General features: G+C 73.7%; 20 protein-coding genes, 1 tRNA gene and 1 pseudogene. 11 read left to right on the top strand and 11 right to left on the bottom strand.

Annotation, left to right across the window (positions count from 1 at the left end; translation table 11 throughout):
- Nucleotides 1-694 precede the first annotated feature (694 nt).
- Nucleotides 695-1420, top strand: a pseudogene (locus tag DEJ51_RS35240) (IclR family transcriptional regulator); the annotation flags it as partial.
- A 435-nt stretch (nt 1421-1855) separates the two neighbouring features.
- On the opposite strand, the gene DEJ51_RS27975 reads toward DEJ51_RS35240, so the two are convergent.
- Nucleotides 1856-1943, bottom strand: a tRNA-Leu gene (locus DEJ51_RS27975).
- 290 nt (nt 1944-2233) lie between these two features.
- On the opposite strand from DEJ51_RS27975, the gene DEJ51_RS27970 reads away from it, so the two are divergent.
- Complete coding sequence (locus DEJ51_RS27970) at nt 2234-3433, top strand: low temperature requirement protein A (RefSeq protein ID WP_150260351.1); 1200 nt, start codon at nt 2234-2236, stop codon at nt 3431-3433.
- Here the strand turns inward: DEJ51_RS27970 and DEJ51_RS27965 are convergent.
- On the bottom strand, nt 3417-4358 hold the full coding sequence (locus DEJ51_RS27965) for a beta-ketoacyl-ACP synthase III (protein ID WP_150260350.1): 942 nt from the start codon (nt 4356-4358) through the stop codon (nt 3417-3419). The two genes, DEJ51_RS27970 and DEJ51_RS27965, sit on opposite strands and share 17 nt — an antisense overlap.
- Before the next feature lie 217 nt (nt 4359-4575).
- Here DEJ51_RS27965 and fdhD point away from each other — a divergent pair, with 217 nt between their 5' ends.
- Nucleotides 4576-5403 (top strand): formate dehydrogenase accessory sulfurtransferase FdhD, encoded by an 828-nt coding sequence (gene fdhD / locus DEJ51_RS27960; protein WP_150262192.1) that lies wholly within the window; start codon nt 4576-4578, stop codon nt 5401-5403.
- On the opposite strand, the gene DEJ51_RS27955 is transcribed toward fdhD, so the two are convergent.
- From DEJ51_RS27955 to DEJ51_RS27930, 6 genes are all read right to left on the bottom strand, one after another.
- Nucleotides 5393-6559: a patatin-like phospholipase family protein gene (locus DEJ51_RS27955; protein ID WP_150260349.1), complete on the bottom strand. Its 1167-nt coding sequence runs from the start codon at nt 6557-6559 to the stop codon at nt 5393-5395. The two genes, fdhD and DEJ51_RS27955, sit on opposite strands and share 11 nt — an antisense overlap.
- Nucleotides 6556-7647 (bottom strand): hypothetical protein, encoded by a 1092-nt coding sequence (locus tag DEJ51_RS27950; protein WP_150260348.1) that lies wholly within the window; start codon nt 7645-7647, stop codon nt 6556-6558. The genes DEJ51_RS27955 and DEJ51_RS27950 overlap by 4 nt, the downstream gene beginning before the upstream one ends.
- A gap of 4 nt (nt 7648-7651) precedes the next feature.
- On the bottom strand, nt 7652-9079 hold the full coding sequence (locus tag DEJ51_RS27945; RefSeq protein WP_150260347.1) for a hypothetical protein: 1428 nt from the start codon (nt 9077-9079) through the stop codon (nt 7652-7654).
- Nucleotides 9069-11363, bottom strand: coding sequence for a dynamin family protein (locus DEJ51_RS27940; protein ID WP_190620682.1), 2295 nt, complete (start codon nt 11361-11363; stop codon nt 9069-9071). Before DEJ51_RS27940 ends, DEJ51_RS27945 begins: the two co-directional genes overlap by 11 nt.
- A gap of 235 nt (nt 11364-11598) precedes the next feature.
- Nucleotides 11599-12027 carry a (2Fe-2S) ferredoxin domain-containing protein gene (locus DEJ51_RS27935; protein ID WP_150260345.1) on the bottom strand — a complete coding sequence of 143 codons (429 nt, stop codon included), beginning with the start codon at nt 12025-12027 and terminating at the stop codon, nt 11599-11601.
- A 9-nt stretch (nt 12028-12036) separates the two neighbouring features.
- Complete coding sequence (locus tag DEJ51_RS27930) at nt 12037-13077, bottom strand: bile acid:sodium symporter family protein (RefSeq protein ID WP_150260344.1); 1041 nt, start codon at nt 13075-13077, stop codon at nt 12037-12039.
- Between the two features lie 213 nt (nt 13078-13290).
- Here DEJ51_RS27930 and DEJ51_RS27925 point away from each other — a divergent pair, with 213 nt between their 5' ends.
- The 6 genes from DEJ51_RS27925 (at nt 13291) to DEJ51_RS27900 (ending at nt 21963) form a co-directional block, all read left to right on the top strand.
- Complete coding sequence (locus DEJ51_RS27925; protein WP_150260343.1) at nt 13291-14148, top strand: LysR substrate-binding domain-containing protein; 858 nt, start codon at nt 13291-13293, stop codon at nt 14146-14148.
- 102 nt (nt 14149-14250) lie between these two features.
- Complete coding sequence (locus DEJ51_RS27920) at nt 14251-16074, top strand: AMP-dependent synthetase/ligase (protein ID WP_150260342.1); 1824 nt, start codon at nt 14251-14253, stop codon at nt 16072-16074.
- A 159-nt stretch (nt 16075-16233) separates the two neighbouring features.
- Nucleotides 16234-17502 (top strand): ABC transporter substrate-binding protein, encoded by a 1269-nt coding sequence (locus DEJ51_RS27915; protein WP_150260341.1) that lies wholly within the window; start codon nt 16234-16236, stop codon nt 17500-17502.
- Nucleotides 17503-17511: 9 nt separating this feature from the next.
- Nucleotides 17512-20235, top strand: coding sequence for an ABC transporter permease subunit (locus DEJ51_RS27910; protein ID WP_150260340.1), 2724 nt, complete (start codon nt 17512-17514; stop codon nt 20233-20235).
- Nucleotides 20232-21008: an ABC transporter ATP-binding protein gene (locus tag DEJ51_RS27905; protein ID WP_150260339.1), complete on the top strand. Its 777-nt coding sequence runs from the start codon at nt 20232-20234 to the stop codon at nt 21006-21008. Before DEJ51_RS27910 ends, DEJ51_RS27905 begins: the two co-directional genes overlap by 4 nt.
- Before the next feature lie 106 nt (nt 21009-21114).
- Entirely contained in the window at nt 21115-21963 is an 849-nt protein-coding gene (locus DEJ51_RS27900; RefSeq protein WP_150260338.1) for an aldo/keto reductase, read from the top strand.
- 43 nt (nt 21964-22006) lie between these two features.
- Here DEJ51_RS27900 and DEJ51_RS27895 read toward each other — a convergent pair whose 3' ends face one another.
- Both DEJ51_RS27895 and DEJ51_RS27890 read right to left on the bottom strand, forming a co-directional pair.
- Nucleotides 22007-22741, bottom strand: coding sequence for a class I SAM-dependent methyltransferase (locus tag DEJ51_RS27895; protein WP_150262191.1), 735 nt, complete (start codon nt 22739-22741; stop codon nt 22007-22009).
- A gap of 29 nt (nt 22742-22770) precedes the next feature.
- Nucleotides 22771-23076 (bottom strand): 4a-hydroxytetrahydrobiopterin dehydratase, encoded by a 306-nt coding sequence (locus tag DEJ51_RS27890; RefSeq protein ID WP_150260337.1) that lies wholly within the window; start codon nt 23074-23076, stop codon nt 22771-22773.
- Between the two features lie 174 nt (nt 23077-23250).
- Here DEJ51_RS27890 and DEJ51_RS27885 point away from each other — a divergent pair, with 174 nt between their 5' ends.
- Nucleotides 23251-25038: an FAD-dependent oxidoreductase gene (locus DEJ51_RS27885; protein WP_150260336.1), complete on the top strand. Its 1788-nt coding sequence runs from the start codon at nt 23251-23253 to the stop codon at nt 25036-25038.
- A 25-nt stretch (nt 25039-25063) separates the two neighbouring features.
- Complete coding sequence (locus DEJ51_RS27880; protein ID WP_150260335.1) at nt 25064-25852, top strand: helix-turn-helix domain-containing protein; 789 nt, start codon at nt 25064-25066, stop codon at nt 25850-25852.
- Here DEJ51_RS27880 and DEJ51_RS27875 read toward each other — a convergent pair.
- Complete coding sequence (locus DEJ51_RS27875; protein WP_150260334.1) at nt 25838-26260, bottom strand: hypothetical protein; 423 nt, start codon at nt 26258-26260, stop codon at nt 25838-25840. The genes DEJ51_RS27880 and DEJ51_RS27875 overlap by 15 nt on opposite strands.
- Between the last annotated feature and the right edge of the window lie 33 nt (nt 26261-26293).

Genomic DNA, 26293 nt, shown 5'->3' with positions numbered 1-26293 from the left:
CGCCGAGGCCCGGCTGCTGCGCACCACACCGCACGCGCCCGCTTCCGGACACCGCGCCCGGCGCCGGTCGCTGCACGGCTGGAGCGACCCCGCCCGGGACTGCCCGCTCGACGCCGAACGGGCCCGCCGCGACCTGAAGGCCGTCTGCCTCGCCTCCGCGTGCGCGCCGAAGGCACGGGCGCATCTCGACTCCTTCCTCGACGACGGACACACCGACCTGGCCGGGGCGGTGGTCTTCGGCTGTCTGCTGCACCTGGCCGGGCTGCGCGAAGGAGCCCGCTTCTGGTGGCAGTTCGCCGCAGGGTCCGGGAGCCCGCGGACCTCGGCGGCCGCGTACTGCCTCTTCCTCGACCACTCCCGGCGCGGCGAGCACCACGACGCCCGGCACTGGGCGCGCGAGCTGGGCCGGCGCGGCTTCCGCCCGGGCGGCCGACGGGATCTGCGCGAGGTCCGGCTGTGCACGCAGGCGGCCGTACTGCGCCACGTCGACCAGTTCGAGGATCCCGACCTGGGCCCGGTGCCGCTGCCGAGGCCAGGGCTGTCCGGGGTGCTGGCCGCGTTCCTGCCGCAGCCCGTCACCGTGTCGGCCTCGGCGGCGCGGCCGCCGGCCGCGCCGCGCCCGGCCGCCGGACCACTGCGCCACCCCGCGCTGACGGCGGCGAACCGCGGGAGCGCCGCCCGGGCCGGTACGAGCCTGGCCCTGACGGAGGCGCGCCGCGCCCTGGCGGTCGTACGCGTCCTGGAGCGGCGCCCGTTGGGGGTCCGGGCCGCCCAGCTCGCCCGGGAGTCCGGCCTCGCCGAGGGGGAACTGCGGCCCCTGCTGGCGATGCTGTGCGAGGAGGAGTACGCGGTGCGTCCAGCCGCCGGGGTGTACCGGCGCGGCCCCGCACTGGACCGGCTCGCCGCCCCCGGCTGGCACGGCCTGGCCGGGCAGCTCCAGCGCACCCTGGCCCTGGCGCGGGACAGCACGGGCGCCGCGGTGTACCTCAGCCGGTACGCCGGGGGCGAGGTCCGGATCACGCAGATGGCGGACGGGCCGGCGACCCCGCCGGTGCGGGAGTGGGTCGACTTCCGGGCCGCCGCGCATGCGAGCGCGGTCGGGAAGTGCCTGCTGACCCAGCTCGACCACGACGGCCGCGCCGACCACGTGGCCCGGCACCGGCCCGCGCGGCTCACCCCGCGGACGATCACCGACAGCCGGGTCCTGTTCAGCGCCCTGGACGCGGTGGCTCCGGGAGCGCCCGTGTTCGACCTGCGCGAGTACTCCCCCGGGGTCGTCTGCTCGGCGGTCCCGATCGCCACCGGGGACGCCGCCGGGAGCCTCGCGCTCTCGCTGCCCGCGAGCCATGCGCACCGGCTGGGAGCCGCCACCGAGACCCTGCGCCGCAAGGCCGTCCCGGTGCTCCTGGCCCTGCTGCTGACGGGCGCGATCCCGCCGGACGCCCCGGCGGCGGCCGCGGAGCAGACTCCGGCCGGGCGGCCCCGACCGATGCCTGCCCCGGCCGACCCGGTCACTCCGGTCACACCGGTCACTCCCGAGACCCTGCGGCACCTGCGGCGGCTCTTCCGCATCCCGCTCGCCGGTGGCACGGTCGCGGCGGGCGGCCCGCACCTGGTCAGTGACACCGCGGCTGCCGCGGCCTACCTCTTCGACGCCGTGTCGGACACCGACCAGCCCAGCCTGTCGCTGCCCCACACCTTCACGTCCGTCCTCCCGGGCAGCCTGACCAGCCCGACGGGCCTGGTGGTGCTGGGTACGTGACCGGACAGGACGATGCGCAGGGCCATCGGTCACGTGGCGGGTCACGCCACCGCCCGGAAAAGCAGAAGACCCCACGCGAAGTGGGGTCTCAGCTGGTGTCCGAGGGGGGACTTGAACCCCCACGCCCGATAAAGGGCACTAGCACCTCAAGCTAGCGCGTCTGCCATTCCGCCACCCGGACCAGGTGGTCGGCCCCGGTTTCCCGCGGCGACATGGACAACAATAGCAAAGGATCGGCGGGGCTCCGACCACTTATCCGGGCGGTGATCCTCCGCCACGCCGGGCTGACCTGCACGCATGCGTCGACAGCCGTAGCGAGACGGTCTGTCTCGCCGCTGTCGGAGGGGGTCCGCTCCCCTGCGGCGGACGGGGCGAGGGGCCGCACGGGGACTTCCGGATGCTGATACCGGCTGGACATCGGGGGGAGCCGGGCGGTCGGATGGCTGCGCACACGTCCGGGGGGAGCCGCGCATGGAATCCGAGCACCGCGTCAGCACGCTGGAGCTGTTCTTCGACCTCGTCTTCGTCTTCACCATCACGCAGTTGACGGTGCTTCTGGCGGACGACCTGAGCCTGCGGGGCGCGGGGCAGGTGGTGCTGATCTTCACCGTCCTGTTCTGGATGTACGGGGGCTACGCGCACCTGACCAACCAGGTGCCGCCGGACCGGACGGTCCGGCGGGTGCTGCTGATGCTGGCCATGGGGGCGTTCTTGGTGTGCGCCCTGGCCGTACCGACGGCCTTCGGAGCCGGCGGTACCGCCTTCGGCCTCGGGTACCTGCTGGTCGTACTGGTCCACGGAGCCCTGTTCACGCAGGCGCACGGGCGCGGGGTGCTGTGGTTCGCGCTGCCCAACGTCCTGTGCGCCCTGTCGGTGACGGCAGCCGGATCCTTCGACGGGCTGCCGGCCTGGGGTCTCTGGATGCTCGCGCTGCTGCTGCAGTTCGTGACGCCGGTGGTCGTGCAGCGGGTCACGGCGAGCGGGGCGGCGGAGCCCGCGGCGGCCGTGACCGCCGACGCGGCCCAGCCGACGGTCGGCGACCAGCTCGGCGGAATGAACGCGGCGCACCTGGTGGAGCGGCACGGCCTGCTGCTGATCATCGTCTTCGGTGAGTCCGTGATCGCGATCGGCATCGGGGTGGGCTCGCTGCCGCTGTCCCCCGGCATCGCGGGCGGCGCGTTCCTGGCCCTGGCGATCGCGTCGGCGATGTGGTGGATGTACTTCGTACGCGACGAGGGCCGGGCCGAGGAGGTGTTCGCGCAGACCCCGCCGGAGCGCCGTTTCAAGCTGGCGATGGTCGCCTACTACTACGCGTTCCTGCCCATGCTCCTGGGCATCGCCGTCTTCGCGGCGGGTGTGAAGAAGACCATCGGCCACCTCGGCGAGCACCTGCACACCGGCCCGGCGGTCGCGCTGGCGGGAGGTGTCGCCCTCTACCTGGCCGGGGACCTGGCCTTCCGTGCCGCGCTCGGCATCGGACCGGCCCGATACCGCGCGGTGGCCCTGGTGCTCGCGCTCGCCACCGTCCCGGTGGGGACGGGCTGGGCGGGAGCCGGCCAGCTGGTGGCCCTGGCGTGCGTCCTCGTCGGGGCGCTGGCCGCCGAGGGCCGCCGCTCCCCCGCCGAACCGGCGGAGGGAGCGGCCGTGGCAGCCGTCACGGACAGTGGATGACCTGGCCGGCGTAGGAGAGGTTGCCGCCGAAGCCGAAGAGGAGGACCGGGGCGCCCGAGGGGATCTCGCCGCGCTGGACCAGCTTCGACAGGGCCATCGGGATGCTGGCGGCCGAGGTGTTGCCGGACTCGACGACATCACGGGCGACGACGGCGTTGACGGCGCCGATCTTCGCGGCGAGGGGCTCGATGATGCGCAGGTTCGCCTGGTGGAGGACGACCGCGGCCAGTTCCTCCGGGGTGACTCCGGCCTTCTCGCACACCTTGCGGGCGAGCGGCGGGAGCTGGCTGGTGGTCCAGCGGTAGACGGACTGCCCCTCCTGGGCGAAGACCGGCGGCGAGCCCTCGATCCGGACCGCGTTGCCCATCTCCGGGACCGAGCCCCACAGGACCGGGCCGATGCCCGGCTCCTCACAGGCCTCGACGACGGCCGCGCCGGCCCCGTCGCCGGTGAGCACGCACGTCGTGCGGTCGGTCCAGTCGGTGATCTCGGTCATCTTGTCGGCCCCGATGACCAGGGCGCGGGTGGCGGAGCCGGCCCGGATGGCGTGGTCGGCGGTGGCCAGGGCATGGGTGAAGCCCGAGCAGACGACGTTGATGTCCATGACGGCGGGGCCGCCGCCCATGCCCAGCTTGGCGGCGACGCGCGCGGCCATGTTCGGCGAACGGTCGATCGCGGTCGACGTGGCGACCAGCACCAGGTCGATGTCGTCCGGGGTCAGGCCGGCACCGGCCAGCGCCTTGCCCGCCGCCTGGTAGGCCAGCTCGTCCACCGGTTCGTCCGGGCCAGCCATGTGGCGCGTGCGGATGCCGACGCGGGACCGGATCCACTCGTCGGTGGTGTCGACCATGGCCGCGAGGTCCTCGTTGGTGAGCACTTTCGCGGGCTGGTAGTGCCCTAGCGCCACCACGCGTGAACCGGTCATGGGCGGGGTCCCCCCTTGTACGGAAGTCAGGATCACCCAGCTTTGCCTGCTACTGGTGGGTACGTGTGCGTGTGACCCGACAGGATTCCGGCCCCGGATTTTGGAGCTTCCCGAGGATCCACCTGCCGGGGGCGCCGCGGGAAGCGGAACCGGGACAATGAGCTCGTCGGAAGCCGACGGGAACAAGGGCGAGAACAGAAGGGGTGGACTGATCACCATGGGACGGGTCACCGAGCGCCGTCGCGTCGTCCGGATCCGGAACGGCGGGGCGGGTGTCCGGCCGGACACACTGGTGGCCGAGGAGCCGCTGGAGATACGGCTGAACGGCAAACCGCTGGCGATCACGATGCGTACGCCGGGCGACGACTTCGCCTTGGCGGTGGGCTTCCTGGTCAGCGAGGGGGTGCTGGGCTCCGCCTCGGACGTGCAGGCCGTGACCTACTGCGAGGGGGCGACCGAGGACGGGTCGAACACCTACAACGTGGTGAACGTACAGCTGGCCGCCGGGGTCCCGGTGCCGGACATCACGCTGGAGCGGAACGTCTACACCACCTCCTCGTGCGGTCTGTGCGGGAAGGCCAGCCTGGACGCCGTCCGTACGGCGACCCGCTTCCCGGGGATCGACGCCGACCCGGTACGGGTGCCCGTGGACGTCCTGTCCGCCATGCCGGACCGGCTGCGCGCCGCCCAGAAGGTCTTCGACCGTACGGGCGGACTGCACGCGGCCGGGCTGTTCACGGCGCAGGGCGAGCTGCTCGACCTGCGGGAGGACGTCGGCCGGCACAACGCGGTGGACAAGATCGTGGGCCGGGCGTACCAGTCCGGGCGGCTCCCCCTGGCGGGCGCGGTCCTGCTGGTGTCGGGCCGGGCGTCGTTCGAGCTCGTGCAGAAGGCGGTGATGGCGGGCATCCCGGTGCTGGCGGCCGTGTCGGCGCCGTCCTCGCTGGCGGTGGACCTGGCCCTGGATTCGGGGATGACCCTGGTCGGCTTCCTGCGGGGCCCGGACATGAACATCTACGCGGGCGAGGAGCGCATCACCCGCTGAGGCCCGGCGGCAGGCCGGGCTCCCCGGCCTCGTCGTCCAGCCGGGCCTCGTCGTCCGGACGCGCCTCGTCGTCCAGGCGGGCGACGGCGTCCAGCATCCGGCTCTGTGCGGTCCTCGCCCCCTCCACCGCGGACAGCGCGGCGCGCAGCGGCTCCATGGTCCACCGGGCGTCCTCGAAGCCCTGGCGGCGCAGGTGGCGGAGGCGTTTCGGGGAGAGGTCGACCAGGGCCGTCGCGCCGCCGGCCGGGCCGGGCGGGCGGATGCGGTGGCGGGGGCGGATCTCGATGACGCGCAGCGCGGGATGGTCGTGGGCGTCCCACAACGCCCCGTCGCTCAGGTGGACGACGATCACGATGTCGCACCTCGCGTACCGGGCGAGGGCACCCGCCGGGGTGTTGTCGGCCATCCCGCCGTCCCGGTAGAGGCTGCGGCCGACGCGGCGGGGAGGCAGCACGACGGGGAGCGCGGCGCTGGCGAGCACCGCCCGGTGCCGTTCCCGCCGCGGCAAATCGTTGACGTGGAGCCACTCGGCGCGCGCCCCCAGGCCGGAGCGCACCACGTCGAGGGTCCAGCTCCAGCCGCGCAGGGAGTCGATCTCCTCCAGTGCCGGGAACGCGGAGACCCACAGCGGGATCCCGGAGCCGAGCCGGTCCGGGTCCACGTGGTCGGCGACGAGCTGTTCCAGGGCCGCCGGCTGGAGGGCGGGTGCGGACAGTCGTGGCAGGATCCGGGCGAGCCGCTCCCACGTCGTCTCCTCCGGGGGCGGTCCGCCCGCCCCGTCGGCCGGTGGGGCGGATCCGGCCTGCCACGCCACCTCCTCCCACACGGCGGTGAGCGCGGCCGCTCCTGCGGCGGGGGTGCCGGCGGCGGCGAGGATCGCCCCGTTGAGGGCTCCGATGCTGGCACCGGCGATGGCGTGGACGCTGGTGCCGACCGACGCCAGGTACTCCACCACCCCCACGTGGTAGGCGCCCTTGGCGCCGCCGCCGGACAGCACCAGGCCGATCCTGGGCAGTTGGGCGGGGGCCCGGTCCTCCGCGGGGGCCCGGCCGGGTGCCGTCGCCCGCTTCGGCGCGCTGTCGGCGGCCCGGCCGGTGTCCGGACCGGCGGCCGCCGCCCGCCGTGCGGCGGCCGCGAGGTCCGTGAGGCCGGTCATGCCCGTGCCTGAGGTGTCGTGGCCGGGCCGTGGCTGGTGCCCGCCCCGGGTGCGTACGCGGCCGGCACCGGCTCGGTGGCCGCGCGGGCCGCCCGTTGGCGCAGGGTGCGGGCGGCTGCGGCCTGCTCCTTGACGACCCGTTCGACGAAGTGTCCGGCCGTACCGGTGCGCGGGGTCCACCACCCGTGCCGCCGCCGGACGAGCGCGGCGGCGGTCTCGGTCGGGCGCGGTGGGCGGGCGGTGCCCGGCAGGGTCCAGAGCTCGACGGCCGTTGCGGCGACGGCGCTGAGCGGGCCGGCCGGTGCGACGAGGGAGGGTGCCAGACCGCTGCCCAGGATCTCGGCGGCCAGCCGCAGCCGGTCCGGCGCCGTCGTGGAGCAGCCCTCGTCGAGCAGGTCCACGAGGATGAAGCGGCCCTGCGGGGTGCCCGGTCGGACGACGTTCATGACGGCGTGGATCAGCCGCTCGACGTAGGCGTCGCGGCCCGAGCGGAAGCTGTGGGCGCCGGCAGGGCCGGCGGCGATCTCGGCCGACAGCATCACCACCTGCACCGGCCAGGGGAGTCCGCTGTACGACTGGCCGGCCGTCCAGCGCCCCACCGAGATCGCGAGGGCGTCCTCGGCCTGGAGCCCCAGCTCCGTGGCCGCCTGCTGCTCCTCCAGGGCGGCGAGGCGGCTCTCCGCCTCCGTGAACCTGGTCTCGCACGCCTCGGCTATCCGGGCCACCACGTCGGCGAGTTCGGACAGCCGCGCCGCCGACTGTCCGCCGACCTCCTCGACCCGGCGTCGTGTCTCGCCCAGGCATGCGGCGACCCGCGCCAGTGCCAGGTCGGATATGCGGGCCTGGCCGGAGAGTTCCGTGGCCCAGTCGACCAGGGAACGCTGCCCGTCGACCAGTGCCCGGGTCGTCAGCAGCTCGCGCTGCCGTTCCCGGCCGACGATCCGGGCGAGCAGGGTGGCGGAGAAGGACTGTTCACGCCGGTACGTCGTGAGGTCCTCGGCCACCACCAGGCTGTTGGCAAGTTCGAGCAGCACCCGGTCGGTCAGCAGCGGTACGTCGAGGGCGAGGCTGCGCAGGTCGTCCGGCACCGTGTCACCTCCATTCGATCGCCAGGCCGGCGAAGTGGCTCCGGGCTGCGTCCGCCACGCGTTGGCGGCGGTCGGCCAGGACCGCCAGGTCGTCCAGGGGCGCGCGGGGGCCGGCGGACCGCCCGGTCGGCGGGGGTGGACCCGTGAGCGGGGCGAGCCGGGCCAGCAGCCGGGCCAGCGCCCATCCGCCCGGGGCGCGGCCCCGGTCGTGGACGAACGAGGACATCACCGAGGGCACGCCGGAGCGGTCCCAGGCCCGTCGGGCGACCGCGTGGGTCTGGCGGGTGAGCATGGTGTCCACCCGGTCCTTCCAGTCGAGGGGGAACAGGCCCCTCAGGAGTTCGACGACCGCGGCGTGCTGCGCCGTGTCGCCGTGCCCGCTGTCCGCCCGCGGCCACAGCACGGATGCCGCGGCGAGCGCCTGGCGGGCGGCGGTTCGGCCGGTACGGCCCGGCGCGCCGTCGGCGGCGGACACGGGGCCGGAGACCTGTGCGACCTGGTCGGCGGAGACCAGGTCCGCCCTGTTCAGCACCGTGAAGGCGGGGGCGGCTCCGGTGCCGGGGGCCGCTGCGGCGAGGAGCCGGTCGACGCACGCCTCGGCCGTGCTGCCGCGGCGCGTCGCGTCACGGACCACGAGGACCTCGTGGGCGTGGTGGACCTCGCGCGCCACGAAGTGGTTGAGGACGCCGGGCAGCAGCTCCTCGTCCGGGCCGGGGGTGTCCACGAGGACCAGCCGGCCGCCTTCGGGGGCCGAGGCCAGCCACGGCACGGGAACGACGGCCTCGGGGGCGCGCAGGGCGAGCACCTCGCGCAGCGCGACCTCCTCGGGGAGTGCCAGGAGCGCGAGCCGCAGCAGGTCGTTCAGGCCGGCGAGGGCCCTGCGGACGGTGGCCGTTCCCTCGTGGCCCACCTCGCCGGTGGCGGGCGGGCCGGGCCTGTCCCGGGCGACGGAGGCGAGCTGGGGATGGCGGTTCACCGCCGCGGCCACCGCCGCGCGCCGCCCGGGGGCGCGGAGCCGGGCGGCGAGGCCGTCGATGCGGGCGGCGGTTTCGGGCGCGAGGCTGAGGACCGGCCCGGGCGCGGCGTGGTGGGCGACGGGGACGACACGCGTGGGCAGGACCGTCATCGCGGGGCCGCGCGAGGGCAGCAGTTCCTGGCAGACGATCGCGTTGAGCAGGGTGGATTTGCCTGCTTTCATCGGGGCGATGAGGGGGATCCGGTAGTCGAGGCGCCCCGAAGGCGCCTCGGACAGGTCGGGCAGCAGGGCCCTCAGCCCTCCCGCCGTCGGTTCGGGCAGCGCCGGGCGGCGGCGGTCGTGGGTGCCGAGGGCGCGTACGGCTGCCGCGCTGAGCCCGCTGAGCATCCGGCACAGGGGCTGCGGCAGGGGGGCCGGTACGGGACGGGTCCTGGCCGGGGTCCTGCTAGACGGCACGGACGTGCTCCACCTCGGCCCGGAGGTCCCGTACCGCGGCCAGGAAGACGTTGAGGTTCTCCCGCAGCTCGTTCTGCTTCAGCTCTTCGAGCTCGTTGTCCTCGGCGGACTGCTGGAGGATCCCCCGGTACCGCTGGAGGAAGGCCTCGACCCCGTCGTAGTAGTGGTCGACCTGCACGGTGACCATCTCCTTGACGTGGCTGCTCAGGGCCTCCTCGATCTCGTGGAGGCACGTGTGGAAGGACTGCCGGACGCTGTCGGCGAGGGCGTCCACGGAGACGACGTACGCATGCTCCTCGGTCACTTCCTCGACGGTCCTGGAGTAGGTGGTGCGCCACATCCACAGGGTCCGCCAGGAGCGTCCGTAGACCTCACGTTCGACCTCGACGGTCGTCTGCCGGGTCTCGGCCTGCGGGACGATCGGACTCTCCGCCAACCCGGAACCGCCCAGGTCCAGTTCGGGCACCGTGAAGGCGAGGTCGAAGTCGTCCTTGACCCTGGCCGCGGCCCGCTCCACGACGGGCCGTACGAGCTCGCTCTCCTGCTGCACCAGGCGCCGCGCGGAAGACCCGATGGACGATTCGATCCGCTTGCGGCTGCGCTCCAGGATGGCGTCCAGGCGTGGTTTCGGCTCCAGGGTCCGGAGGCGGATGTAGTCCCAGGCGTCTTCGGCGCTGGTGAACTCCAGGGCGTCCTCGTCCTTGCGGAAGACGGTCTTCAGCGCCCGGTCGATCAGTCCGGTGCCTCCGGAGCGCGCAGCCGCCTGAAGGTCGCCGTGGAACCTCTTGACGACCTTGTCCCCCTCGTCCCTGGCGCTCTTCAGCTGCTTGTGCATGTCGGCGGCGAGACGCCCGGCCAGTTTCGCGGGTTCGGTGACCCGGCTGCGGAATCCGGCGATCTCGGCCATCTCGTCGGAGATCTGTTCCACCGCCCGTGCCAGGTCGTGGGACCTGCGGCCGATCAGGTCCCGGCGTGACGCGGTGGCGATCTCCAGATCCGCGAGTTCGGAGACGGCCTTGGTGAGGGCCGCTCCGATGGCGAAGCTCAGGGCGCTGTGGCGCAGGTGGGCGACGGCGGAGGTGAGGAACTGCTCGATCTGGCTGAACTTCCAGGCCCGCTGGGCCACCCGGGTCAGTGTCTCGGTCCGGATGTCCTCCAGTTCCTCCTCCCAGTGCATCGGGTACACGAGCTTGAGCAGCCGGGCTGCGGACTCGTCGGAGGCGGGGAGGAAGTTGTGCTGCGCGGCCTTGAGGGAGGTCAGCGTCCGGACGGAGGCGAGCGCCCACTCGGCCGACGTGGTGTAGATGCGTTCGCCGGCGGTGGCGTCGGACAGTCCGAGGTTGGCGGTGACCGACCGGACGATGCCCTCGTTGCCGAGGTCCGTCTCGTGGCGCTTCTGGTCGATCTTGTTGACGACCGCGAAGAGCTTGTCGGGGCCGATGACGGCCAGCAGGGGCTCCATCAGCTGGCGGATCCGCGCGTCGGACTGTCCGCCCATCTTCGTGTAGTCGAGGACGACCAGCACGATGTGGCTCTCGCTGAGCTGCCTGCTGACGACGTTCCCGAGCATCTCCGACAGCTCGTGTTCGTCCGGGCCCGGCGTGTCCACGACGACCAGGCGCCCCGGACCGTCGTCCTCACCCGCGGCGGGCGCCCAGTAGGGGGTGTGCACGACGGGCACGTCCGAGAGTTCGATCCGCCACCCGGAGGGCAGGACCCGGCCGGCCAGCCGCATCAGGTCGTTGAGCCGCGTCAGGGCCTCCTGGACCTCGGCGCGCCCCTCGTAGCGGGCCCGCGTCGGCGCTAACCGCTCGGCGAGGACGTCCTGGATGAGGGGCACGAGGTGCGGATAGCGGTCCTGTTCCTGCTCGGCCTGGGACGGGGCCAGGTGGGTGCGGATCGCCTTCACCAGCAGGTCGAACCGGACCGCGTCCTGCTCGCGCAGTTTCAGTACGGGCCGGAACGCGTCGGCGCCCTGCTCCGCGAGCTCCGTCTCGGTCAGGCAGCGGTCGAGCACGATCCGTGTGGGGAGCGTGGTCATCGCGGCCGCGCGGGCGGGCAGGAGCTCGTAACCGGCGATGGCGTTGACCAGTGTCGACTTTCCGGCCTTCATGGGGGCGACCACCGACATGCGGAGCTCCCCGCCGCGCACGGCCTCCCATTCCTGGCGCATGGCGGCCACGGCGCCCGCTTCGCCGTCCACGTGCCCGCTCCAGGAGAGTTCCAGGTCCTGGGCCCGCGACAGCACCTGCACGACCTGGTCTATCAGTTCGACGGCGTCCATCGCCCGGGCCGCCTCGGTCGCCCGGGCCGTCTCCGTGCCCCCGTCCCCGTTCCCGTTCCCCGCAGTGTCCGCCGCTGATTCGTTGACGTCCGGCATCCGTACCCCCACGCCCGCACCCCGAGAGACGCCGATCAGGCGCGAGCGAGTCGGCCCGTCGGCAACAACTGGTGGTGACGTTACCGGTCGGACCCGGCCGGCGTGGCCGGTTCGCGCGACTCCCGCGCACCGCCGGACATCAGGCTCTGCGGCCCCGGCGGGAGGCGGACTTGGCCGGCTTCGGGGCCGGGGGGTCGATGCGGTGGAGGTCCAGGGTGGGCGGGAGCGGGGTGGTGCCCGGGCCGCCGGACACGGCCCAGGCGATGATCTCGTCGGTCGCGGTGTCGTCGAGGGCCCAGCCGAACCAGGTCGCGCGGGCGCCCCGGCGGCGGGCCTCGGTGGTGGGCTGGACCACGATGACGTTGGCCTGGGCGCAGGGGCCGAGGCACTCGCTCGTACGGACGGCCAGCCGGCCCCCGGAGGCGGCGGCGGCCTCGCGCAGCCGGGCGAGCTGGCCGGCGTGGTCGGTGCCGGGGTTCTTGCGGGGGTCACCGCAGCAGCAGCCGCGGCAGACCACCAGGGTGCAGGGGCGTTCGGCGTGGGCGCCGAGCGGGCGTATCCAGGTCACCACCGAACGTTAGCGGGCCCGGGCGGCCCCCTGCGGGACCGGGCGGGAGACCTCCGCCACACGGGCGCGCGGGAGTTCGGGCACCGGGTCCTGGGCGCGGCGCCGGGCGATGACCGCGCAGACCATCAGCTGCATCTGGTGGAAGAGCATCAGCGGGAGCACGGCGAGCGCGGCGTGCGGCCCGAACAGCACGCCGGCCATGGGGAGTCCGGCGGCCAGGCTCTTCTTCGACCCGGCGAACTGGATGGCGATGCGGTCCTCGCGGGCGAACCCGAGGCGGGCCGCGCCGTACCAGGTGGCGAGGAGCATGACGGCGAGGAGTACGGCCTCCACCAGCATCAGGGCGGCGAGCCTCGGGAGGCTCACCTGGTGCCAGATGCCCGCGACCACGCCCGCGCTGAAGGCGGCGTAGACGACGAGCAGGATCGAGCCGCGGTCGACGCGGCCGATGACCTGCTTGTGGCGGACGAGGAAGCCGCCGACCCTGGCCCGCAGGACCTGGCCGAGGAGGAAGGGCAGCAGGAGCTGGAGGGTGATCTTGAGGAGGGAGTCGGGGGAGAAGCCGCCCGCGTCGCCACCGAGCAGGGCGGCGGCGAGGAGGGGGGTGAGGACGATGCCGGCCAGGCTGGAGAAGGAGCCCGCGCAGATGGCGGCGGGGACGTTGCCGCGGGCGATCGAGGTGAAGGCGATGGAGGACTGCACGGTCGAGGGGACCAGGCAGAGGAAGAGCAGGCCGCCGTAGAGCGGGGCGGTGAGCAGGCCGGGGACCAGGGCGCGGGCGGCGAGGCCGAGGAGCGGGAAGAGCACGAAGGTGCAGGCGAGCACGGTGAGGTGGAGCCGCCAGTGGCGCAGGCCGTCGAGGGCCTCGCGGGTGGAGAGCCGGGCGCCGTAGAGGAAGAACAGCAGGGCCACGGCCGCGGTGGAGGCGAGGTCGGTGGCGGTGGCGGCCGGGCCGCGGGCGGGCAGCAGGGCGGCGAGGCCCACGGTGGCGAGCAGGGCCAGGACGTACGGGTCCAGGGGCAGCCGGGCGGGGAGGTGCGGGCGGCGCATACGGGGTGCTCACTTGCTGTCGGGGCTTTTCCGGCTCGCCCGGGGCGGGATGCGCGGGGAGCGGGGTGTTCGGAGTCATCGGGGTGTTCGAGGTGCCCGGGGACCGGGGTGCTCGGGGTGCTTCCTCCATGGTCGGGGGTGGCTGTTCATCGGGAAACCCGCACACCGCACTCACTGCCATCGCGATCCACGATGAGCGGCTAACGTGGCGGTATGTACGACCCCGTCCAGTTGCGGACCTTCCTCACCGTGGCCCAGACGCTCAGCTTCACGCAGGCCGCCGGGCGGCTCGGCGTGGGTCAGTCCACGGTCAGCCAGCACGTGCGGCGGCTGGAGGAGGCGACGGGACGGCCGCTGTTCGTCCGTGACACGCACAGCGTGGGGCTGACGGAGGACGGCGAGGCGCTGCTCGGTTTCGCGCGGACGATCCTGGAGGCGAACGAGCGGGCGGCGGCCTTCTTCGCGGGGACGCGGCTGCGCGGGCGGCTGCGGTTCGGGGCCTCGGAGGACTTCGTGCTGACGCGGCTCCCGGAGATCCTCGAAAGCTTCCGGCACGAGCACCCCGAGGTGGACCTGGAGCTGTCGGTGGAGCTGTCCGGGACCCTGCACGAGCGGCTGGACGCGGGGCGCCTGGACCTGGTGCTGGCGAAGCGGCGGGGGCCCGGGGACGAGCGGGGCCGGCTCGTCTGGCGGGACCGCATGGTGTGGATCGGCGCGGACGGGCTGCGGGTGGACCCGGAGCGCCCTGTTCCGCTGATCGTCTTCCCACCTCCGGGCATCACCCGGGCCCGGGCTCTGGAGGTGCTGGAGCGGGAGGGGCGGGCCTGGCGGATCGCGTGCACGAGCGGCAGCCTGAGCGGCCTGATCGCGGCGGCCCGGGCCGGGCTCGGCGTGATGGCGCACGTCCGGGGGCTGATCCCGCCGGGGCTGGTGCGGGTCGGCGGGCTGCCGGAGCTGGGGCCGGTGGAGTTCGCCCTGCTCCGCGGCCCGCGTCCGCCGGCCGCGGCCGAGGCCCTGGCCGCGGCCGTGCTCTCCGGCGCGGACCGGCTCAGTCGCACGTCAACGGCGTGAACACGGTGATCACTGGGGAGGTCTTGTGGAGGTATCGGATGGCCGGTCACCCCCTGTTGACCGTGCGGTACGTTCACCGCGGCGCGCGGAGAGGAGCGGGGCTTGCGCGAGATCACCGTCCCACCCGTCGTCACGGGTACACCCGTCGGCGGCCTTGCCGACATCGTTTTCCAGCACGCTCGCGAGGAGCCGGAGCGGGTGGTTCTCGGCCGGAAGACCGACGGGGTCTGGCGGGACGTGACGTCCGGGGAGCTGGCCTGCGAGGTGCTCGCGCTCGCCCGGGGACTGCTGGCCCAGGGGGTGCGCTTCGGTGACCGGGTCGCCGTCATGTCCCGCACCCGGTACGAGTGGACCCTCTTCGACTTCGCGCTGTGGGCGATCGGCGCGCAGCCGGTCCCGGTGTATCCGACGTCCTCCGCCGAGCAGGTGCACTGGATCCTCTTCGACTCCGACTGCACGGCCTGTGTCGTCGAGGACGAGAACCAGGCCATGACGGTGGGGTCGGTGATCGACCGGCTCCCCCGCCTGCTCCGGCTGTGGCAGCTCGACGCCGGTGCCGTGGACGGGCTCGTCGCCGACGGCCGCGGGGTCGCCGAGGACGTCGTGCACCGCCACCGGAGCGCCGTGACCCCCGACGCGACCGCGACCGTGATCTACACCTCCGGGACGACGGGCCGGCCGAAGGGCTGCGTGCTCACGCACGCCAACTTCATGTACGAGAGCGACACCCTGGTCAGCCGCTGGGAGTCGGTCTTCCAGGCCCGGGAGGGCGAGGCGCCGTCCACCCTGCTGTTCCTGCCGCTGGCGCACGTGTTCGGGCGGATGGTGGAGGTGGCCGCCGTCCGGGCGCGGGTGAAGCTGGGCCACCAGCCGGTCCTGGCGGCGGCCGAGTTGCTGCCGGACCTCGCGGCCTTCCGGCCGACGTTCGTGCTGGGCGTCCCGTACGTCTTCGAGAAGATCTTCGCGGCCGCCCGCCGCAAGGCGGAGGCGGAGGGGCGTACGGGCCCCTTCGACCGGGCGGTGGAGACGGCCGTACGGTACGCGGAGGCGCGTGAACGCAAGGCCTTCGGCACCGGGCCGGGCCCCTCGGCCGCCCTGCGCATGGAGCACCAGCTCTTCGACCGGCTCGTCTACGGGAAGGTCCGCGAGGCGATGGGCGGCCGGGTGCGGCACGCCATGTCGGGCGGGTCGGCGATGTCGCGCCGCCTGGGACTGTTCCTCGACGGAGCCGGGATCACGGTGTTCGAGGGGTACGGGCTGACCGAGTCGTGCGCGGCGGCCACCGCGAACCCGCCCGGCGCGACCAAGTACGGGACGGTGGGACGGCCGATCCCGGGCAGTACGGTGCACATCGCCGAGGACGGGGAGGTCTGGCTGCACGGCGGCCACATCTTCTCCGGGTACCTCAACGACCCGCGCGCCACGGAGGCGGTGCTGCGCGGCGGCTGGCTGGCCACCGGGGACCTGGGCCGGCTGGACGCGGACGGGTACCTGACCATCACCGGGCGCAAGAAGGACATCCTGGTGACCTCCAACGGCAAGAGCGTCGCGCCCGCCGCGCTGGAGGAGCGGGTCCGTTCGCATCCGCTGGTGTCGCAGTGCGTGCTGGTGGGCAACGACCGGCCGTACATCGCGGCGCTGCTCACGCTGGACATGGACGGGATCGCGCACTGGCTGTCGATGCGCGGCCGGCCGCAGCTGCCGGCGGCGCAGCTGGTGGGCGACCCCGAGCTGACGGCGGAGGTGCGCCGGGCGGTGGTGGCCGCCAACACCCTGGTCTCGCAGGCGGAGGCGATCCGCACGTTCCGGGTGCTGGGTGAGCAGTTCACGGAGGAGCGGGGGCTGCTGACCCCCTCCCTGAAGCTCAAGCGCCGGGCGATCGAGAAGGCGTACGCGAAGGAGGTCGCGGCCCTGTACTCCTCGTGAGACGGGCCCGGCCGGGGATGCGACGACGGGGCGCCCCGCGCGGTATCCCGGCTGCCGGGAAGCAGAACTGACGGATCGTCACTTCCACGTGTCAGCAATATTGACGATCCGTCAGGTCGCGCACAGAATGCGGGCATTCCAACGGAGGGGATTCCCGACATGTTGCGACCGATCCGCACCCTGGCCGCCGCCGCGGCAGCCCTCGCACTCGTCTCCGCCTGCAACTCCGCCTCCACCAACGGAACCTCTCCGGGAAAACCGGGCGACGCGCTGGGCAACTCCCGGGGCGTGAGCGCCGATGCGGTCAAGGTCGGCGGAATCGTGTCCATGACCAGCGCCAGTGGCTACAGCAAGAAGGACACCGACCTCGGCGCCAGGGCCCGCTATCTGCGGGCCAACGCCGAGGGCGGGATCAACGGACGCAGGATCGACTACCTCGGTGCGGAGGACGACGGCCAGGACCCCGCCAAGAACCTGGCGGCCGCCCGCAAACTCGTCCAGCAGGACAAGGTCTTCGCCGTCTCCCCCATGAGCTCGGTGACCTTCTCCGGCGCGGACTTCCTGGAGCAGGAGAAGGTCCCCACCTTCGGCTGGGGCACCCTGCCCGCCTTCTGCGGGCCCAAGCACATCTACGGTTTCAACGGCTGCCTGGTCCCCACCCCCGGCGGCACGCTCAACCAGACCTGGCCCGAGGGCATCGGCACGATCCTCGGCGGGGCCCGGGGCAAATCGGTCGCGATCATCGCCAACGACAGCGACGCCGGCAAGTTCGGCATCCGGACCTTCCAGCAGGGCTTCGCCAGCGCCGGGTTCACGGTCTCCTACGCCAAGGCCTCCGTGCCCGCCACCGCCGTCCCGAGCGACTGGTCCGCGTACGTGAAGGAGATCCTCGCGGGCAGCGACGGCAAGGCCCCGGACGCCGTCGTCTCCGTCATGCAGACCCCGAACAACATCGGGCTGTTCACCGCCCTCAAGCGCAGCGGCTACCAGGGGCTGCTCTCCGACCCGACCGACTACGACCCCGGGCTGCTCGCCAAGGACGCCACCAAGCAGGCCCTCGACGGGGTGCACGTGCTGCTGCAGTTCCAGCCCTTCGAGTCGGACGACCCGAAGATGGCGCAGTTCAAGGCCGACATCAAGGCGGCCGCGGGCGGCCAGGAGGTCCCGCTCAACATGCACATGCTCACCGGATACATGTCGGCCGACCTCTTCCTCTCCATCGCGCAGAAAGCCGGCAAGGACCTGACCGTCGAGTCCTTCCAGGCCGCCGCGCAGGGCTTCTCCGACACCGGCACGCTCGTCGGCGACCGCGCGGAGCCCAAGGGGCAGAAGGACAGCTTCGGCTGCGGGGCCCTCGTACAGCTGAAGAACGGTGCCTACGAGGTCTCGGTCCCGTTCAAGTGCCACGAACCCGTCCCCTTCAAGTAGGGCCGCGGCATGGGGGATCTGCTCGTCTTCGTCCTGAGCGGCCTGGTCTCCGGCGCCCTGTACGCACTGCTCGCGACCGGGCTGGTGCTGTCGTACTCGGCGTCCGGACTGTTCAACTTCGCGCACGGGGCCACCGCCTACCTGTGCGCGCTCACCTTCTACGAGCTGCACTCGGGGCTGGGCTGGCCCGCCGTCCCGGCCGCCCTGCTGGTGGTCCTCGTCCTGGCCCCCGGTCTCGGCTGGGGGCTGGACCGGCTGATGTTCCGGCAGCTCGCCCGCGTCGGCGAGACCGCGCAGATCGTGGCCACCATCGGGCTGCTGGTGGCGCTGCCGGCCGCGGGGCTGTGGCTGGTGGAACTGCTGGCGGAGGCGGGCGCGCCGGTGAAGCCGGCGGAGAACCAGTTCGGGCTGCCGGGAGTGGGGCCCAGCCCCGCGGTGTCCTGGCAGCTCGCGGAGGGTGTCGGCATCGACTCCGACCAGCTGATCACCTGGGTGGTGACGGCGCTGGTGGCGGTGGCTCTGTGGGTGCTGATGCGGCACACGCGGCTGGGGCTGCGGCTGCGGGCCGCCGTCGACAACCGCTCGCTGACCGAGCTGCGCGGCATCAGTGCCGACCGGCTGTCGTCGGTGGCCTGGATGATCGCGTCGGGCCTGGCGGGCCTCGCGGGGGTGCTGGCGACCCCGCTGCTGGGGCTGTCGGCGCACGACTTCACCCTGTTCCTGTTCGTGTCGGCCACGGCGGCGGTCATCGGACGGTTCGCCTCCGTGCCGCTCGCCTTCGCGGGCGGCCTCGGGCTCGGGGTGCTGCAGAACCTGGTGGCCGGGTACGCGTCCTTCGCCGAGTCCGTCACCGGCTTCCGCACGGCCGTGCCGTTCCTGATCCTGTTCGGCGGGCTGCTGGTGCTGACGCGCACGGCGCGGACGGCGGGGGTCGCGGCCGTGGACGCGCCGCCGGTCGACCACCTGGCCGGGGCCTCGTGGGGGCGGCGGTGGGGGGTGTGGGCCGCGGGCGCGGCGGCGCTGTGCGTGGCGTTCTACACCGTGACCACCCCCTTCTGGAGCGGCCTGCTCGCGCAGGGACTGGCCATCGCGCTCGTGTTCATGTCGTTCACGGTGGTGACCGGGCTCGGGGCCATGGTGTCGCTGGCGCAGGGCACGTTCGTGACCGGCGCCGCGCTCGTCGCCGGGCTGCTCATGAGCCGGGGCTGGCCGTTCGCGGCCGCGCTGGCGGTGGGCACGTGCGTGGCCGCCCTGCTGGGTGCGCTCGTCGCGCTCCCGGCGCTGCGGCTGGGCGGCAGGTCGCTGGCGCTGGCCACCCTGGCGCTGGCCTTCCTCGCCGATCAGGTGCTGTTCCAGATGCGCTGGCTGCGCAACGGCGACGCCGGGTGGCCGGTCCCGCGGCCGGTGTTCGGACCGGTGGACCTGTCCGACGACCGGGCGCTGGGGGTGGCCCTGGTGGTCCTGGTCGCGCTGGTGGCGGCCGGGCTGACCGCGCTGCGGAACTCCCCGTCGGGGCGGGCGATGCTCGCGGTCCGGTCGGCGCCGGCCGCGGCGGTCGCCTCGGGGGTCTCCGTCCTGCGCACGAAGCTGCTGCTGTTCACGCTGTCGGCGGGGCTGGCCGGGTTCGGGGGTGTGCTGTACGCGTCGTACAACACCCGCATCACGGCGACGGACTTCACGGCGATGACCGGGCTGGTGTGGCTGGCGGTGGTCGTGGCGGCGGGTGTGCGCAGACCTCAGTACGCGGTGGTGGCGGGGCTGGTGTTCGCCGTGGCCCCGCGGCTGCTGGCGGACCACGTGACCGGGTCCGCACACCTGCCGGTGATCCTGTTCGGGCTGGCGGGACTGGCCCTGGCCAACGATCCCGACGGGTACTGCGCGGCTGTTCCGGTGCGGCTCGCACGGCGGCGCGCCGCCGGACGACCGGCCCGGATCCCCGCTGGGCCCGGGCCGGCGGCACCGCGCGCCGTCGTCTCCCGGGGCTCCGCCCCGGACCCCGCGCCCCGATCGCCGGCGGGGACGGACCTGCCCGGCGAAGCCGCCTGCGCACTCGAACTGCGCGGGGTCACCGCCGGGTACGACGGGGGGCTCGTGCTGCACGGGGTCGACCTCACCGTCCGCGCGGGCGAGATCCTCGCCGTACTGGGGCCCAACGGGGCCGGGAAGAGCACCGCCTGCCGGGTCGCCGCCGGGCTGCTGCCCGCCTCGGCCGGGGCGGTGTACGTGGGCGGGCGGGACGCGACCCGGGACGGGGCCGTCCGCCGGTCGCGGGCCGGGGTGCTGCTCGCCCCCGAAGGGCGCGGGATCTTCCCCGCGCTCACCATCGAGGAGAACCTGGCCCTGTACCTCCCGGACGCCGCAGCCAGGGCCGGCGTCTACGCCCGCTTCCCGCGGCTCGCCGAGCGGCGCGCGGTCCCCGCCGGTGCTCTCTCGGGCGGCGAGCAGCAGATGCTCGCGCTGGCTCCGCTGCTCCAGCGGCCGCCCGCGGTGCTGATCGCCGACGAACCCTCCCTCGGCCTCGCCCCGCGCGTGGTGGAGGAGGTGTACGCGCTGCTCACCGAGCTCCGCGACGCCGGGACGGCGCTGCTCCTGGTGGAGGAGAAGGCGGCCGGGATCCTCGGCGTCGCCGACACCGTGGCCTACCTCTCGCAGGGCCGGGTCTCCTGGTGCGGCCCCCGGGCCGAGGTGGAGGCGGACCGGCTCACGGAGGCCTACCTGGGGATGGCGACATGAGCGCGGGCGGGTACGTGCTGGAGGCCCGTGGGGTCGGCGTGCGCTTCGGCGGTGTCCGGGCACTGACGGGGGTGGATCTCGGGGTCCGCGCGGGCGAGGTGTGCGGGCTCATCGGGCCGAACGGCGCCGGGAAGACCACGCTGTTCGACGTGCTGTCCGGGATCCGCCGCCCCGACCAGGGGCGGATGCTGTTGGACGGCACGGACGTCACCCGCCGCTCCCCCGTGTGGCGGGCCCGGCACGGGATCCGCCGGACCTTCCAGCGGCAGCAGCTGTTCGGGCAGCTCAGCGTGGCCGACCACCTGCTGGTGGCGCAGGAGTGGCGGGGCGGCGGGGGCGGGCCGGCCGCCGATCTCCTCGCCCTGCCGGCCCGGCGGGCCCGGGAGCGCGAGCGGCGGGCCCGGGGCGAGCGGGTGCTGGCCGACTGCGGGATCGGCGCGCTGGGGGCCTCGTACGCCGGCGGGCTGCCGGTCGGACGGGCCCGGATGGTGGAGCTGGCCCGCGCGGTGGCCGATCCGCCGCGCGTGCTGCTGCTGGACGAACCGGCTTCCGGCATGTCCGCTCACGAGCGCGACCGGCTCGCGGAGGTCGTTCGGCGGCTGGCGGAGCGGGAGGGCTCTGCGGTGCTGCTGGTCGAGCACAACGTGGCCTTCGTGATGGAGCTGTGCGCGCGGGTCGTCGTACTGGACCTCGGAACGGTGCTCGCCGAGGGCACGGCGGCCGAGGTACGGGCGAACCCGCTGGTGCGGGAGGCGTACCTCGGGACCGCATGACGGCGCACATGCAGCCGATGGCGGGAATACGTCGTACGGGTGGCGGGTTGTCGCCCCTCGTACGACGCTCCACCACCACCGCACCGACGTGAGGGAACGACCAGACGTGAACCAGGTCCCCGCCATCAAGCTCAACAACGGCACGCACATGCCCCAGCTCGGCTACGGCGTCTGGCAGGTGCCGGACTCCGAGGCGGAGCACGCCGTCGGGACGGCGCTGGAGGCCGGCTACCGCAGCGTCGACACGGCCGCCGTCTACGGCAACGAGGCGGGTACCGGCAAGGCGGTCGCGGCTTCCGGGCTGGCCCGCGAGGAGCTGTTCGTCACCACCAAGCTGTGGAACGGCCCGAAGCAGAAGTGGGGCCGGGACCAGGTGCTGCGCGCCTTCGACGACTCCCTGGCCAAGCTGCGCCTCGACTACGTCGACCTGTACCTGATCCACTGGCCGCGCCCCATGCGCGACGACTTCGTCGCCATCTGGAAGACCTTCGAGGAGATCGCGGCGAGCGGCCGCGCCAAGGCGGTCGGCGTGTCGAACTTCCGCCCCGCCGACCTGGAGCGGATCGCCGCCGAGAGCGAGCTCGTCCCCGCCGTGAACCAGGTCGAGCTGCACCCGCTCTTCCCGCAGGCCGAGCTGCGCGCCGTGCACGCCGAGCGCGGGATCGCCACCGAGGCCTGGTCCCCGCTGGGCCAGGGCAAGGAGCTGCTGACGCTCCCGGAGGTGGCCGCCGTCGCCGCCGCGCACGGCCGCAGCGCCGCTCAGGTGGTGCTGCGCTGGCACCTGCAGCACGGGAACGTCGTGATCCCCAAGTCGGTGACCCCGGCCCGGATCCGGGAGAACCTGGACGTCTTCGGCTTCGAGCTGGACGCCGCCGAGATGGCCGCTCTGGACGCCCTGGGCGCGGGCGCGGCGGGCCGCCGGATCGGGCCGGACCCGGCCGAGTTCGACGTGTGACCGGGCCGCGCGGAGCCGGCCCGGCCCCGGGTACGGGTACGGGTCAGACGCGTACGAAACCCCGTATGCGGTACGTCGGCTCCGCGCGCGGCACGTCCTGGTCGGGCAGCAGTTCCAGCCGGGCCGCCAGCTCCTGTGCGGTGATACCGCGCGGGACGATCCGGGAGGCGTACCGGCCCGCGAGCAGGTCCTCGGCGGACCGGCGCGGGGTGCGGCCCTGGCCGTGGCCGGTGAAGAGGGCCTCGCCGACCGGGAGCAGCCCCGCCCGGGCCGCGTAGGCCTCGACCTCCCCGGAGGCGTCCGAGGGCGTCGGGGTCAGGTGCGCGGCGAAGACGGCGTCGATGTCGCTGCCGACGTCGTGTGCCGAGTCCTTGTCCACGGTGGCGAGGAACACCCCGCCGGGCCGCAGCACCCGGGCGGCCTCGGCGATCACCGCCGGCACCAGTCCCGGCTCGCGCAGCAGGTGCAGCAGCCACACCGCGCTGACCGCGTCCAGGGACTGCGACCGGACCGGCAGCCGGGCCGCGTCGGCGAGGGTCACGGGGAGGCCGCGCCGCGCCGCCATCGCGGCCATGCCGTAGGAGGCGTCCGCGCCCAGGACACGCAGGGCGGGGCGCCTGAGCCGGCTGGTGACGATGCCGGTGCCGCAGCCGAGGTCCAGGAGGGTGCGCGCGTCCGCGGGCAGCAGCCCGAGGACCGCGGCGGCCGCCGCCTCGGCGCGCGGGACGCCGCCGCGGGTGGCGTCGTAGGCCTCGGCCTCGGCGTCGTAGTCGAGCAGGAATCTCACAGACGGTATGTGCGTGGTCATCAGCTCGCGCCGTGGGCCGGGGCGAGGGCTTCGACGCGTTCGGCGAGGGCGAAGTCGGACTCCGTCACCACACCGCCGGCGTCGTGGCTGTTCACGGAGAGCCGGACCGTGTTGTAGCCGAGGGTCAGGTCGGAGTGGTGGTTCAACTCCTCCTGGACGGTGGCGATGTGCACGACGAGGGCGCTCGCGGCGAAGTGCGTGCCCAGCCGGTAGGTGCGGAAGATCCGGTCGTCCTCGAAGGCCCAGCCGGGGAGTTCCCGCAACCGGTCCTCGATCTCCTTCTGTGACAGCGGCTCACTCGGCATGCACCGGCTCCTTTTCCCCGTGACGTGTAGTCAAGGTTCCCACAGCGCACGCCTGACCAATCCTTTCCCGCCATAGTGCGCCCGGGTGCTCCTGCGCCTTCCGGGTCCGTCGGGCGCCCTCTATGCTCCTGCGCCGAACAGGCTGTTACCGGCGGTAACGAGGGGGTATCCGGCATGGCGGGCACAGGAAGTTCCCGGCGTACGTTCATCGCGGGCGCGGGCGCGGCAGCCACCGCCGGCACGGTCGGGGCCGGGGCCGCGGCCGCTCCCGCGACGGCCGCCGGGGCAGCACCGGCCCCCGGAGCCCGCAGCGTCGCGGTCCTCGGCGGCGGGGTGGCGGGGCTGACCGCGGCGCACGAACTCGCCGAGCGCGGCTACGCCGTGACCGTGTACGAGCGCCGGGCCCTCGGCGGCAAGGCGCGCAGCATGGACGTCCCCGGCAGCGCCCGGGGCGGGCGCCGGCCGCTGCCCGCCGAGCACGGCTTCCGCTTCATACCCGGCATCTACCACAACCTGCCCGACACCATGCGGCGCATACCCTTCCCCGGGAACGCGGCCGGGGTGTGGGACAACCTCGTCGCCCCGCGCGAGATGATGTTCGCCCGGGCGGCCGGACGCGAGGACCTGCGCGGACCGATCCCCTGGCCCGGGCACTCACCGGCCGAGCTGACGCCCGACGAGATCCGGCGCGCCCTCGCCGGCATCCTGCAGACACTGGTCCGGCTCCCGCCACACGAGACGGCGTACTTCGCCGACCGCGTGCTGGTCTTCCTCACCAGCTGCGACGAACGCCGCGAGGAGGTCTGGGAGCGGACGCCGTGGTGGGACTTCGTACGGGCGGAGCGGATGTCGAACGAGTACCGGCGCATCCTCGCCGTCGGCATCACCCGCAACATCGTGGCGACCAAGGCCGAGGAGGCCTCCACCCGTACGGTCGGCACCCTCGGCGAGGCCTTCGTCCTCAACCTGCTGGGGCGCGGGGCGGACGGCCCGCCCGACCGGATCCTCAACCTGCCGACCAACGAGGCCTGGATCGACCCCTGGGAAGCCCATCTGCGCTCCCTGGGAGTGGAGTTCAGGATCGGCTGGACCGTACGGGAGGTGCGGTACGCGGGCGGCCGGGTGAGCGGCGTCGCCGTCGAGGCGCCGGACGGCACCGCGCGGACCGTCACCGCCGACCACTACGTGAGCGCGCTGCCCGTCGAGCACGCCCGCCGCACCTGGAGCGCGGCGCTGCGGGCCGCCGATCCGATGCTGGGGCGCTGCGACAAGCTGGAGACGGACTGGATGACCGGCATCCAGTTCTATCTGACCGAGCGGGCTGAGCTGGTGCACGGCCATCTCAACTGCATCGACTCACCCTGGTCGTTGACGGCGATCCAGCAGGCCGAGCACTGGCCGTCCCGCGACTTCCCGGCGGACTACGGAGACGGGAGGGCGGTCGACTGCCTGTCGGTGGACATCTCCGAGTGGGACAAGCCGGGGATCCTGTACGGGAAGACGGCCAAGCAGTGCACGCGCGAGGAGGTGGCGCGCGAGGTGTGGGCGCAGCTGAAGGCCTCCCTCAACGACACCGGGAAGGCCCTGCTGACGGACTCCACGCTGCACTCGTGGTTCCTGGACCCGGGTGTGGACGGGCTCGGCACCCCGCACCCCACCAACCAGGACGAGCTGCTGATCCACCCGGTCGGCACCCTGTACGACCGGCCGAGCGCAGGCACCCGCATCCCGAACTTCTTCCTCAGCGGGGACTACGTGGCGGTGGACATCGACCTCGCGACGATGGAGGGGGCCAACGCGTCGGCGCGCGCGGCCGTCAACTCCCTGCTGGACCGGGACGGTTCCGGCGCGCCGCGGTGCACGGTCCATCCGATGTACCGGGCACCCGAGCTGGAGCCCGCCAAACGGCACGACCGGTGGCGCTACCGTCTCGGTCTGCGGAACGTCTTCGACCTGGGCTGACCCTTCCTCGGCTAACGTCGTGCGCATGACGACGACGAGTGTGGGCACCCTGCTGCGCGCCTGGCGGGAACGGCGCGGCTTCAGCCAGCTGGAGCTGGCGGGCCGCGCCGACTCCTCGTCCCGGCACATCAGCTTCGTCGAGACCGGCCGGTCCCGGCCCAGCGAGGAGATGGTGCTGCGGCTCGCCGACCGTCTCGACGTACCGATGCGGGAGCGCAACGCACTGCTCCTCGCGGCGGGTTACGCCCCGCGCTACGCCCACACCGCACTGGACGACCCGGCGATGGAGACGCTGCGCGAGGGCATCGCCCGCCTGCTGACGGGGTACGAGCCCTATCCCGCCCTGGTCGTGGACGCCACGTACAACGTCGTCGCCGCCAACCAGGGCATCGCCATGCTGCTGGACGGACTGCCGGAGCACCTGCTGACCCCGCCGCTGAACGCCATGCGGATCACCCTGCACCCCGAGGGCCTGGCCCCGCGGATCCACAACCTCCGGGAGTGGCGCGGGCACCTGCTGGCGCAGATGGAACGGCAGATCGCGCTGGCCCGCTCCGAGCCGCTGCGCGCCCTGTACGAGGAGGTGGCGGCCTACCCGGTCGCCGGGCGCCCGGGCGACGGCGAACCGCAGGAGCCCACCGCGTACATCGCGCTGCCGCTGGTCATCGAGCACGACGGGCACCTGCTGTCCTTCGTCTCGTCCATCGCGACCTTCAACACGCCGATGGACGTGACCGTCGCCGAACTGGCCATCGAGACGATGCTCCCGGCCGACCCGGCGACGGTGAAGTACCTGCGCTCACTGGGCGGCTGAGCCCGAGCGCAGGGCGACCTGCTGGAGGACGGCGAAGCCAGCCACCGTGGCCGCCTGCACCGGGATCCACAGCTGTCCGGCCGTGGTGGGATCGAACCAGAGGGCCATCGACGCCAGGCTGAGGACGGCCCAGGCGTAGTTCGTCTCGATGACGAGCTTCACGGGAAGGACGGGCGGCTGCCGCCGGGAGGCGAGCCATCCGACACCGCCCCCGTACGCGACGAGGAGGATCCCGAGCCCGAGCAACAGCCCCTGCCCGACCCCGAGCAGCCGGCCGAGCGGGGCCGAGAAGGCCACGTACGCCAGGCCGTTGGCGGTGGTGACGGCGGAGTCGAGGGCGAGGAACCGGCGCAGCGCGGTCTGCGGGACGCCGTTGCGGGCGAAGCCGGCGAGCGGGGTCGCGGACATGGGAATCAGCCTCCATCGAGGTCGAACGGCCAG

The organism is Streptomyces venezuelae, from assembly GCF_008642275.1.
Lineage (GTDB): Bacteria > Actinomycetota > Actinomycetes > Streptomycetales > Streptomycetaceae > Streptomyces > Streptomyces venezuelae_E.
This window is presented reverse-complemented; position numbering and strand designations above follow the sequence as displayed.